Origin of the sequence: Bathymodiolus japonicus methanotrophic gill symbiont (genome assembly GCF_019721995.1) — a bacterium.
Lineage (GTDB): Bacteria > Pseudomonadota > Gammaproteobacteria > Methylococcales > Methylomonadaceae > Methyloprofundus.
The window spans coordinates 120,703-132,812 of the sequence record NZ_BLYC01000005.1 but is presented as its reverse complement, the minus strand read 5'-3'; the positions used below and the strand labels follow the sequence as shown (position 1 = coordinate 132,812).

The 12,110-nt window shown below is 45.8% G+C and carries 8 protein-coding genes, 2 tRNA genes and 3 rRNA genes; 11 read left to right on the top strand and 2 right to left on the bottom strand.

Going from position 1 to position 12,110, the window contains the following annotated elements; translation table 11 throughout:
- The first annotated feature begins 75 nt into the window (after positions 1–75).
- The 9 genes from K6984_RS09425 (at position 76) to rrf (ending at position 10,049) form a co-directional block, all read left to right on the top strand.
- Complete coding sequence (locus tag K6984_RS09425; protein WP_230987996.1) at positions 76–903, top strand: cation diffusion facilitator family transporter; 828 nt, start codon at positions 76–78, stop codon at positions 901–903.
- A gap of 115 nt (positions 904–1,018) precedes the next feature.
- A complete protein-coding gene (locus tag K6984_RS09420) occupies positions 1,019–1,234 on the top strand; it encodes a hypothetical protein (RefSeq protein WP_221895293.1) in 216 nt (71 codons plus the stop codon).
- A gap of 286 nt (positions 1,235–1,520) precedes the next feature.
- The gene (gene argJ, locus K6984_RS09415; protein ID WP_221895372.1) at positions 1,521–2,735 is read left to right on the top strand and encodes a bifunctional glutamate N-acetyltransferase/amino-acid acetyltransferase ArgJ; all 1,215 of its coding nucleotides are present in this window, start codon (positions 1,521–1,523) and stop codon (positions 2,733–2,735) included.
- A 3-nt stretch (positions 2,736–2,738) separates the two neighbouring features.
- Positions 2,739–3,662 carry a Nudix family hydrolase gene (locus K6984_RS09410; protein WP_221895292.1) on the top strand — a complete coding sequence of 308 codons (924 nt, stop codon included), beginning with the start codon at positions 2,739–2,741 and terminating at the stop codon, positions 3,660–3,662.
- A gap of 564 nt (positions 3,663–4,226) precedes the next feature.
- A 16S ribosomal RNA gene (locus K6984_RS09405) occupies positions 4,227–5,766 on the top strand.
- Positions 5,767–5,847: 81 nt separating this feature from the next.
- Positions 5,848–5,924, top strand: a tRNA-Ile gene (locus tag K6984_RS09400).
- Between the two features lie 178 nt (positions 5,925–6,102).
- Positions 6,103–6,178, top strand: a tRNA-Ala gene (locus tag K6984_RS09395).
- A 379-nt stretch (positions 6,179–6,557) separates the two neighbouring features.
- Positions 6,558–9,742 (top strand): 23S ribosomal RNA (locus K6984_RS09390).
- Positions 9,743–9,934: 192 nt separating this feature from the next.
- Positions 9,935–10,049 (top strand): 5S ribosomal RNA (rrf, locus tag K6984_RS09385).
- Together the 16S, 23S and 5S rRNA genes with 2 tRNA genes alongside form the textbook arrangement of a ribosomal RNA operon.
- A 168-nt stretch (positions 10,050–10,217) precedes the next feature.
- Here the strand turns inward: rrf and K6984_RS33040 are convergent.
- Complete coding sequence (locus tag K6984_RS33040) at positions 10,218–10,340, bottom strand: hypothetical protein (protein WP_263458693.1); 123 nt, start codon at positions 10,338–10,340, stop codon at positions 10,218–10,220.
- Between K6984_RS33040 and K6984_RS09380 the strand changes: the two genes are divergently transcribed.
- Positions 10,297–10,512, top strand: coding sequence for a hypothetical protein (locus tag K6984_RS09380; RefSeq protein WP_221895291.1), 216 nt, complete (start codon positions 10,297–10,299; stop codon positions 10,510–10,512). The two genes, K6984_RS33040 and K6984_RS09380, sit on opposite strands and share 44 nt — an antisense overlap.
- On the opposite strand, the gene K6984_RS09375 is transcribed toward K6984_RS09380, so the two are convergent.
- Complete coding sequence (locus tag K6984_RS09375; protein ID WP_221895290.1) at positions 10,480–11,430, bottom strand: site-specific integrase; 951 nt, start codon at positions 11,428–11,430, stop codon at positions 10,480–10,482. The genes K6984_RS09380 and K6984_RS09375 overlap by 33 nt on opposite strands.
- Before the next feature lie 212 nt (positions 11,431–11,642).
- Between K6984_RS09375 and tnpA the strand changes: the two genes are divergently transcribed.
- Entirely contained in the window at positions 11,643–11,984 is a 342-nt protein-coding gene (gene tnpA / locus K6984_RS09370) for an IS66 family insertion sequence element accessory protein TnpA (protein ID WP_221893783.1), read from the top strand.
- Positions 11,985–12,110 lie beyond the last annotated feature (126 nt).

Genomic DNA, 12,110 nt, shown 5'->3' with positions numbered 1-12,110 from the left:
GTTTAAGCGCTCCAAATTTGGAAATTATTTATCTGAGAAACTATAGGTCAGTCGGCAGCACTGATTGCCGATGGTGTGCATTCATTATCTGACCTGGCAAGTGATGCTCTGGTTTTAATTGCGATAAAGCTGGGCGCGCGCGAGGGTGATCATGATCACCCTTATGGGCATCGGCGCTTTGAAACCATTGCAACAGTTGTATTAGGCATAGGGTTAATTGTTATTGCCGCCGGCATCGCGTGGGAAGTGTATGAGCGAATGTTGCAGCCAGCGCTAATATTGATTCCGCATCCAAATGCTCTGGCAATTGCTGCTATTTCGATTCTAGCGAATGAATGGTTATATCAGTATACTCGGTGCGTTGCCGATATTACTCGTTCAAAATTATTATTAGCCAATGCCGGGCATCATCGCAGTAATGCGATTTCTTCAATCGTGGTATTGATAGGGGTTGCAGGATCTTTGCTTGGGTACATCTGGGCGGATGCGGTTGCCGCGGTGATCGTTGCCTTAATGGTTGCTAAAATTGGTGTAAATCTGGTATCAAATAGTATTAAGGAGCTGGTTGATACTGGGTTGTCCGATGAGATTGTCGATCAAATTCGTGCCGAAATTACCGCGACCGAAGGTGTCAGAAATATTCATTTATTACGTACCCGGCAAATGGGTGAAGATGTGCTAGTCGATGCGCATATCGTGGTTAATTCCCGGATTACCGTGTCGGAAGGGCATATGATTGCGGATGTGGTCAGGGATGTGTTAATTGCAAAATTTTATGATGTACAGGACGTGCTGGTACATGTAGATCCTGAAAATGATGAGTATGTTATTACGCAAAATAAAATTTTACTGCGTCAGGACATTGATGGCTATTTACACTCGATGTTCAAGTTTTTTAACTGATTGATTTTATTTATAATTTTACTGATAAAGAAAGCATCAACATCATTGTAAATCAATCACTTATAAAACAAAGCCGGAAAAATTTACTTTTCTTAGCCCAGTTATAGCTGAAAACTTGAACATCGAGTTACAGGAATATTTAGCCGAAAACTATCCTTTAATAGATAGTTTCAGAATTCATTATATAAAAGGTAAAGTGGAGCTTGAGGTAGTTTTACCACATACGATGTTCAGTCTCTCGCAACAAGTCAATACGATCAAGAACCGCTGTGCGCTGTTAGAGCAAGAGGTTGAACAGATCAGCCAGGTATTGGTGTTTTTTAAAGCGTAATAATTTGGCATGTAGAGCGGACTTTAGTCCGCTAATCTGCAACTTTATGCTAGCAGTTTATAGTTCTTTCCATGCCTATCTGGTTGCATAGTTTCACATGATTCCATGTAATTATGTGTCTACGCGCTTTTATAACAGCCCCTGTAGGCCAATTACACCAGTTCCAATAGTTGGAGATAGTAATTTGCCATACACTGGATCAGTTTTCCAGGCGTTAACCTGCAATAACCGGATAGGCATGGTTCGTTCTACAGTATTGGCCTGCGATAAATTAGGAGCAAATGATATGGCAGTTGGAAAGTGTGAATTTCCGCATATGCATGCGGTACCAGGAATTAAGTTAGGCACGGCCTGTGCAGGCATCAAGCAAACCGAGCGAGATGACTTGTTATTAATAGAAATGGCAGAAGGGTCCATGTGTGCAGCTGTTTTTACGCAAAATGCTTTTTGTGCTGCCCCTGTGTTAGTGGCCGGGGACAATCTGGTCAAGCAACCACGTTATCTGTTGATTAACTCCGGGAATGCCAACGCAGGAACCGGAGAGCAAGGGCTGCTTGATGTGCGGGCTAGTTGTTCTGCAGTAGCAAAACTTGGCGCAGTTGAACGCGAACAGATATTACCCTTTTCAACAGGGGTGATAGGTGAGCTGTTGCCGGTTGATAAAATAGTGGCTGCATTGCCAGAAGCTCAGGCTAAGTTACAAGCGGATAATTGGACTAAAGCGGCGCACGCTATTATGACTACAGATACCTTTGCTAAAGGCTACTCAAAAGTAATTGAAATAGATGGGCAAGCTATTACCATAACTGGAATGTCTAAAGGCGCGGGCATGATACAGCCGAATATGGCAACCATGCTGGGCTTTATAGCAACAGATGCCAGGGTTTCTCAGGAAAACCTGCAGCAATGTTTATCGGTTGCGGTAGAGCAATCCTTTAACAGAATTACTGTTGATGGTGATACTTCGACTAATGATGCCTGTGTATTAATGGCGAGTGGAAAAAGTTCACTGCCTGAAATTATGCCTGGTAGCGATGCCATGCAGCAATTCCAGGTGGCTATTCAAGAGGCGTGCATGCATCTGGCGGAAGCAATCATTAGAGATGGTGAAGGTGCGACCAAACTGATCAAGATTAAAGTGCAGCAAGCAATAAGTAATGCCGAAGCGCTTGAAGTAGCGAAAACAATTGCTCACTCACCATTAGTAAAAACAGCGTTTTTTGCCAGTGACCCGAACTGGGGGCGTATCCTGGCAGCAGTCGGGCGTTCGGGGGTCGATAACCTGGATGTTAATAAAATTGCTATTTATCTGGATGATGTCTGTATTGTAGAAAACGGTGGTCGTGCAAGCTCGTATACAGAAGCGGCAGGACAAAAAGTAATGGATCTGCAGGAAATCACTGTGACCGTTATGTTGGGCAGAGGGGGGCTGGAGCAGCAGGTATTAAGCTGTGATTTTTCCTATGATTATGTACGCATTAATGCGGAATACAGAACATAAGCAATGCCCAGGATTGATGTTGCAGTTGGAATTGTTCGTGATAAAGATGGGCGAGTCTTAATTACCAGGCGGAAGAAAAATGTTCATCAGGGCGGATTGTGGGAGTTTCCGGGGGGCAAATTTGAGCAATCAGAGACTGATGTTCAGGCTTTAAGCAGGGAGTTACTTGAAGAGCTAAATATACAGCCTGAAAGCTCTAGCCCGTTAATTATCTGTAATTACAATTATCCTGACCTAAATGTGCGGTTACATATACGTGAAGTGCACCGCTTTTTGGGGGAGGCTGTTGGGAGTGAAGGACAGGCATTAAGGTGGGTGAGCCTGGATAAGCTGAATAGCTATGAGTTTCCCGCTGCTAACAAGCCGATTCTATCAGCCATTAAGCTAGGCCGGCAGTACGCAATTATTGGCGGAAATAATATTCAGCAGGTGTTAAGTGGCTTGCAGTGCGTTGCCCAAAAGGGTGTTACGTTAGTGCAGATAAGGGTCAAAGATCTGAGTAGACGAGAAGCTGAGCAGCTATTAGGGCAGATTCGGCTAAAATGTAGTGAATTAAATTTAAATTACTTACTTAATTCGCAAATACCAGCAAAAAGGATTTCAGGTGAAGGGCTGCATCTAGTCTCAACGGATTTGGTGACTGTAAGTGAAAGGCCTAAAGGAGCTGGTTATGTGGCAGCATCTTGTCATAGCTTGCAAGAGCTACGTAAAGCAGAAAGCTTGGCACTGGATTTCGCAGTGTTGTCTCCAGTAAAACAAACGTCCTCGCATCCAGGTGCAAAACCCTTAGGCTGGGGGCAGTTCAAAGAGTGGGTGGCAAAAGTTAATATCCCGGTTTTTGCCTTGGGCGGAATTAAAGCACAGGACTTTGAGCAGGCAATATCCAGTGGGGCGCAAGGAATATCGGGCATAGGTTTATATAAATAGAGTTTCGCGGCTAAAAGAGCCTGTTCAGATTGCCTCAAATTTGCTGCCATAGATGAAATGGCCCTTATAAGTCAAGTGCTTGCAATTAACGTTTTTTGTGTGATCAGGCACTAATAGAAATTAAATTCAGTTTTATTAAAATAAACCCTTGACCGGAGAGTAATGGTGGCTATAATGGTCGGCTCTTCAACGCTAGTTGAGGGCGGGTCTTCGGGTCTGGTTGATGTTTATTATTAGCGGGATTGTGGTGTTTCTGTCGAGTCTGGATTTCCGGATAATTGCTGAAACAAGACAAAAAATAAAAAACAAAAACAAAATGTTGACAACGGGTTTTGACTCAGTATAATAGTCTGACTCAGCAGAGATGAAAGATTCTTGACTTTGACTCTGAGCTCTTTAAAAATACGAATCAAAATAATTTGTGTGGGTACTTGTAGAGATTATTAGTATGATAAAGATAATCGATATAAGAATCTACGCCGTTAATCTTCGGATTAACAAGCGTAAATTCTGACAATCGAGCAAAGATTGGTAACACATCTGATGCTGTTACAAAATGATTTTAAACTGAAGAGTTTGATCATGGCTCAGATTGAACGCTGGCGGTATGCTTAACACATGCAAGTCGAACGGTAACATTGGAGCTTGCTCCAGATGACGAGTGGCGGACGGGTGCGTAACGCGTAGGAATCTGCCTATTAGTGGGGGACAACATGAGGAAACTCATGCTAATACCGCATACGCCCTACGGGGGAAAGCGGGGGCTCTTCGGACCTCGCGCTAATAGATGAGCCTGCGTTAGATTAGCTAGTTGGTAGGGTAAAGGCCTACCAAGGCGACGATCTATAGCTGGTCTGAGAGGACGATCAGCCACACTGGGACTGAGACACGGCCCAGACTCCTACGGGAGGCAGCAGTGGGGAATATTGGACAATGGGCGGAAGCCTGATCCAGCAATACCGCGTGTGTGAAGAAGGCCTGAGGGTTGTAAAGCACTTTCAATAGGGAGGAAAACAGGCGAACATAATACCTCGTCTCTTGACATTACCTATAGAAGAAGCACCGGCTAACTCCGTGCCAGCAGCCGCGGTAATACGGAGGGTGCAAGCGTTAATCGGAATTACTGGGCGTAAAGCGTTCGTAGGCGGTTATTTAAGTTAGATGTGAAAGCCCCGGGCTTAACCTGGGAACTGCATTTAAAACTGGGTAACTCGAGTTTAGGAGAGGGAAGTGGAATTTCAGGTGTAGCAGTGAAATGCGTAGAGATCTGAAGGAACACCAGTGGCGAAGGCGACTTCCTGGACTAAAACTGACGCTGAGGAACGAAAGCGTGGGTAGCAAACGGGATTAGATACCCCGGTAGTCCACGCCGTAAACGATGTCAACTAGCCGTTGGGCCTATATACAGGTTTAGTGGCGGAGCTAACGTATTAAGTTGACCGCCTGGGGAGTACGGCCGCAAGGTTAAAACTCAAATGAATTGACGGGGGCCCGCACAAGCGGTGGAGCATGTGGTTTAATTCGATGCAACGCGAAGAACCTTACCTACCCTTGACATCCAGAGAATCTGTTAGAGATAGTAGAGTGCCTTCGGGAGCTCTGAGACAGGTGCTGCATGGCTGTCGTCAGCTCGTGTCGTGAGATGTTGGGTTAAGTCCCGTAACGAGCGCAACCCCTATCCTTAGTTGCTAGCAGGTCAAGCTGAGAACTCTAAGGAGACTGCCGGTGATAAACCGGAGGAAGGTGGGGACGACGTCAAGTCATCATGGCCCTTATGGGTAGGGCTACACACGTGCTACAATGGTCGGTACAGAGGGTCGCGAACTTGCGAGAGTAAGCAAATCCCAGAAAGCCGATCTTAGTCCGGATTGCAGTCTGCAACTCGACTGCATGAAGTTGGAATCGCTAGTAATCGCGAATCAGAATGTCGCGGTGAATACGTTCCCGGGCCTTGTACACACCGCCCGTCACACCATGGGAGTGGGTTGCAAAAGAAGTGGGTAGTCTAACCTTCGGGAGGGCGCTCACCACTTTGTGATTCATGACTGGGGTGAAGTCGTAACAAGGTAGCCCTAGGGGAACCTGGGGCTGGATCACCTCCTTACAAAGCATGCAATGCTTTATGAGTACTCACAACAAATTATTTTGATTTAGAAAATCGAGACTGACCTTGAACGCACATATTGGGTCTGTAGCTCAGTTGGTTAGAGCGCACCCCTGATAAGGGTGAGGTCGGAGGTTCAAATCCTCCCAGACCCACCAATTTTGCGCTATCTGGCGTTAAATAATTCCTCATGTACTTGCGTACACATTGAAATTATTTGCCTTGGCTAGCACAAAATTCCTGTTTATTATCGAAATGATAAAAAACGGGTTTTACGCAGGAATTTTATTGTTAGGCAAGTACAACGGCGCATAACAAGAAAAAGACCAGTAAAATGGGGCCATAGCTCAGCTGGGAGAGCACCTGCCTTGCACGCAGGGGGTCGGGAGTTCGATCCTCCCTGGCTCCACCATTACTCGATTAAAAAAAGCAGCAAACCACTAATTCTATAAATTTTAAAGGAAAATCACCAAGATTAGCCCTTAGAACTTATAGAATTAGTTTTTTAAAGCTAATAAGCTCTTTAACAATTTGGAAATCTGTAAAGTAACTTAATAATTTATTATTAAAGTTAAGGTGATTATTGAAAGATAATCAAACTAGCAAAAATTATAAACCAAAAAAGTTTCAAACGAGTTTAAAAGCGACGAAGCGACACCGAAGCGAAAGCCCAAAGTGAAGCGGAGTCAACTATTAAATGAGTTCTCAAGCAGAAAAAGCGAAAATGTCAGTGAACATATAATTCAGACGTGCGAAAAGCGCGAGCTGTGTAAGACGTATTTGGGTTATATGGTCAAGTGAATAAGCGCATACGGTGGATGCCTAGGCGATAAGAGGCGAAGAAGGACGTTGTAGGATGCGATAAGCCGCGGAGAGTTTTCAAGCAAACTTTGACCCGCGGATTTCCGAATGGGGAAACCCAATGACCATAAGGTCATTATCATACTCTGAATACATAGGAGTATAGAAGCGAACCGGGAGAACTGAAACATCTAAGTACCCCGAGGAAAAGAAATCAATTGAGATTCCCTAAGTAGCGGCGAGCGAACGGGGACCAGCCGAACAGAATAGAGTTAGTGGAAGCGTATGGAAAGTCGCGCGATACAGGGTGATAGCCCCGTACACGAAAACTCTTTTTTGACATATTAAGTAGGTCGATGCACGTGAAACGTTGACTGAAGATGGGGGGACCATCCTCCAAGGCTAAATACTCCTTATCGACCGATAGTGAACTAGTACCGTGAGGGAAAGGCGAAAAGAACCCCGGAGAGGGGAGTGAAATAGATCCTGAAACCGTATGCGTACAAGCAGTAGGAGCCCCGCCCCTAAATTACTTTAAAAAAGGAAGCTGATGCATTATTTTTATGTGTTGCAAAGTATAGAAGATAAAGGGAAGTTTTATTATGGATGCACAAGCGACTTGCGAGAAAGACTAAAGTCACATAACGCAGGAAACAACAAAGCAACCCAAAGTAATCAATGGCGAGTAGTCTATTATGAAGCGTTTTTAACACTCAGTGGAGCAAGAAAGCGAGAATATCGCATCAAGCATCACGGAAGTGGGAAGCGAAATCTAATGGACAGAATCAAACCAACTCTAGAGTAATTTAGGGGCGGGGTGACTGCGTACCTTTTGTATAATGGGTCAGCGACTTACATTTTGTGGCAAGCTTAACCGAGAAGGGGAGGCGTAGCGAAAGCGAGTCTTAATAGGGCGTATAGTCGCAAGGTGTAGACCCGAAACCGGGCGATCTATCCATGGCCAGGTTGAAGGTGGGGTAATACCTACTGGAGGACCGAACCGACTTATGTTGAAAAATGAGCGGATGAGCTGTGGATCGGAGTGAAAGGCTAATCAAGCCCGGAGATAGCTGGTTCTCCTCGAAATCTATTTAGGTAGAGCCTCGTGTATAACTGTTGGGGGTAGAGCACTGTTACGGCTAGGGGGTCATCCCGACTTACCAAACCGTTGCAAACTCCGAATACCAACAAGTTTCAGCACGGGAGACACACGGCGGGTGCTAAGGTCCGTCGTGAAAAGGGAAACAGCCCAGACCGTCAGCTAAGGTCCCAAAATCTATGCTCAGTGGGAAACGATGTGAAAAGGCCCAGACAGCCAGGAGGTTGGCTTAGAAGCAGCCATCCTTTAAAGAAAGCGTAATAGCTCACTGGTCGAGTCGGTTTGCGCGGAAGATTTACCGGGGCTAAGCATAGTACCGAAGCTACGGATCGACGTTTATTTATAAACGGAGGTGGTAGAGGAGCGTTCCGTACGCCTGCGAAGGTTAACTGAGAAGTTGGCTGGAGGTATCGGAAGTGCGAATGCTGACATGAGTAACGATAATGGGGGTGAAAAACCCCCACGCCGAAAACCCAAGGTTTCCTGCGCAACGCTAATCGACGCAGGGTTAGTCGGGACCTAAGGCGAGGCCGAAAGGCGTAGTCGATGGAAAACAGGTTAATATTCCTGTACTTGTTCTAACTGCGATGGGGTGACGGAGAAGGCTAGATCAGCTTACTGTTGGAAATGTAAGTTTAAGCGTGTAGGCAGAGAGTTTAGGAAAATCCGGACTCTTAATGCTGAGGCGTGATGACGAGTTTTTCCTTGTGAAAAACGAAGTGATTGATGCCCTGCTTCCAAGAAAAACCTCTAAGCATCAGGTTAAAACAACCCGTACCCCAAACCGACACAGGTGGGTGGGATGAGAATTCTAAGGCGCTTGAGAGAACTCGGCTGAAGGAACTAGGCAAAATGGAACCGTAACTTCGGGAGAAGGTTCACCTTTTGTATGTGAAGCCCCTGCGGGTGGAGCAGAAGAAGGTTGCAATAAATTGGTGGCTGCGACTGTTTATCAAAAACATAGCACTCTGCAAACACGAAAGTGGACGTATAGGGTGTGACGCCTGCCCGGTGCCGGAAGGTTAATTGATGGGGTTATCTTCGGAGAAGCTCTTGATCGAAGCCCCGGTAAACGGCGGCCGTAACTATAACGGTCCTAAGGTAGCGAAATTCCTTGTCGGGTAAGTTCCGACCTGCACGAATGGCGTAACGATGGCCACACTGTCTCCAGCCGAGACTCAGTGAAATTGAAATTGCGGTGAAGATGCCGTATACCCGCGGCTAGACGGAAAGACCCCGTGCACCTTTACTATAGCTTTACACTGGACTTTGAACCTACTTGTGTAGGATAGGTGGGAGACTATGAAACCATGTCGCTAGATGTGGTGGAGTCACCCTTGAAATACCACCCTGGTATGTTTGAAGTTCTAACCTAGGCCCCTTATCGGGGTTGGGGACAGTGTATGGTGGGTAGTTTGACTGGGGCGGTCTCCTCCCAAAGAGTAACGGAGGAGCACGAAGGTACCCTAATCCTGGTCGGAAATCAGGAGTTTAGTGCAATGGCATAAGGGTGCTTGACTGCGAGACGGACAAGTCGAGCAGGTACGAAAGTAGGTCATAGTGATCCGGTGGTTCTGAATGGAAGGGCCATCGCTCAACGGATAAAAGGTACGCCGGGGATAACAGGCTGATACCGCCCAAGAGTTCATATCGACGGCGGTGTTTGGCACCTCGATGTCGGCTCATCACATCCTGGGGCTGAAGCAGGTCCCAAGGGTATGGCTGTTCGCCATTTAAAGTGGTACGCGAGCTGGGTTCAGAACGTCGTGAGACAGTTCGGTCCCTATCTGCCGTGGGCGTTTGAGATTTGAGGGAAGCTGCTCCTAGTACGAGAGGACCGGAGTGGACGAACCACTGGTGTTCGGGTTGTCATGCCAATGGCATTGCCCGGTAGCTACGTTCGGACAGGATAACCGCTGAAAGCATCTAAGCGGGAAGCCCCTCCCAAGATGAGATCTCACTGGAACTTAAAGTTCCCTGAAGGGTTGTTGAAGACTACAACGTTGATAGGCTAGGTGTGGAAGCTCAGTAATGAGTGAAGCTAACTGGTACTAATTGCCCGTGAGGCTTGACCATATAACACCAAATAGGTTTTACCTGTTTGAGTTATATGAAAGCGACAAGACGTTTTTACTGTAAGAGAGCGAAGACTCTTAAACTCAGACACAGATTTCCAATTATTTAGCCACAAGCTGAATAAGAGACGATTGATAGCGAGAGACATACCGCACAAGGTAAACATCAAAGCTAGTCAATCAACACCGATTGCTTGGTGACCATAGCGAGCGTGAACCACCCGATCCCATCTCGAACTCGGAAGTGAAACCGCTTAGTGCCGATGATAGTGTGGATTTATCCATGTGAAAGTAGGGAATTGCCAAGCTCTTAATATTAAAACCCATTCTTTAACCAGAATGGGTTTTTTTTTGCTTCGAACTTTGTTGTACAATATCAAACAGTACCTTGTAGGGCGTGGCTTTAGCCAGCCTTTATTATGTTTGCAGCGATTGGGCCGGCTAAAGCCGCGCCCTACGAAAATATTCAGGCTGGTTTATATGCAACAGGCGCGCCATGCTACCTCACGAAATTCCGGGACTCCTGTCGCCATAATTCGTTCACCTACGCAGCGGATGGGAGATCCCCTGAACGCCCTGCGTCCGCAACGACTACGCACAAAAGCCGCTTCGTCATTACTACCTCACTGGCTGGACGGCTATTCGGAATGCAATTCTTGCTCCTCTCGCGTGCTGCTAGCACACGTCGAATCAGCGAATTGCCCTGTCGCCTATCAGGGACTAAAAATCACCACTTCGCTAAGCTACGTTTCCATGATTTTCAGCGGGTGAGTAGCGGCTATATTTTGCTAATGTAGCGGGGTCAGTGTCGCCAATAATTAGTTCCAGCTCTGCAAGGCGTATTCCCTGCTTTACCAGATAGACTATATAAGTATGGGTGATAGATTCTACGTTAATCCCAGGTGTTTCAGGAAATCCGGCATCTGCAGCTGCATAAATAAGCATGGCTTCGAGCATTTTCGGTGTGATATTCTGGTTTTTACTCCATGCAGGGCAGGGCTCTGTCTGCTCAAACAATGCTTTTAACGTGGGGGAGAGCGGTATTGTGCGCGGATCATCTCCGCTGATATGAATGATGTCTGCAGCTAAGTCTATATGTGCTTTATCTAATCTGCTGATTTCGTTCAGTGAAAGCCCACTTAGCAATAAAGTAACGAGTTGCCTGGTTTTAACATCAGCAGTCTCTAGCAAGGTGGTTAATTCTTTAACCTTGAGTTCTCTAGGCAAGCCTGATTCAAGTGCAGGGATCTTTTGTTGCTCTAAAGATTGTGGTGAGCTTGGTGATAACTGTTTATTTGCCTGCGGGTAACCGTTGATCAAGCTCGGTGATGTGCCTGCGTATAGATTGAGGCCAGAGATAGAGATAGCTGCATTTTGTTCTTCTTTGCGAGTCAGGTAATCTACGACCCAAACACTGAAGAGACCTAATAGAATCGATCCAACGAGAGCGATCATTGCATTCCTTGAATAATCTGGTCTGAAAGGTTTACGAGGCTGGAAAGCGCGCTCAATGATTTTAACCTGAGGAAATTTTTCAGCCTGTTTTGCTTCAATCTGCACCACTCTTTCCTGCGTAGTGCGCTGCAGTTTTTCCAGCCCTTCCAGGTCAGTGAGTAGTGCTTCATGTTCGGCAAATTTTGAACTGAATTCTGTAGCTAGTTGTTTATGTTCATCAAGTTGCTGCTTCATTGCGGATAATGATTGCCTTGCCGCATAGTAGTCCTGCTGAGCATCGCTTAATGCAATACTTTGACCAAAGTTACGCTTGGATTGAATCTCCCTTTCCAGTTCTGCAATTTGTTTGGGAAGTACGTTTAAACGTAAGCGTCAATTAAAGTACGCATTCTAAACCAATATAAAAAATGGCAGACTAATACCTCCAATTAACTCAGGAGGAATTTATGAGTCCATCTCAAAATAAAGCGGCTATGCAAAATCATATACCGCAATGGCAAGCCAGTCGTTTAACTCAGGTCGGGTATTGCAAAGCCCATGATATCAAGCCGCATATCTTCAGTTATTACAAAAAGCAATTCAGTTCGCTCGCTCCACCAGTGTTACAAGCCAAGCAATTGGTTCCGGTAACACTGGTTGCAGAGGACATGTTGAACGGATCAGGCGTACCTGCTGATTCATCAGTTATCAAAGTGACTCATTCTAATGGCTTCAGTCTGGAAATTTGTGCCAGTACAGAACTTGCATCATTAAAGCCGCTTCTGAAACTGGTTAGGTCTATCTCATGATAAACGGACTTGTTGTTAATCAAGTGTTTTTGGCGACCGGCGTTACTGATATGCGTAAATCTATCAATGGTCCCCACCGTGTCAGGATAGTTTTCGCCTTATTTGAAAAATAATAACTCAAACAAG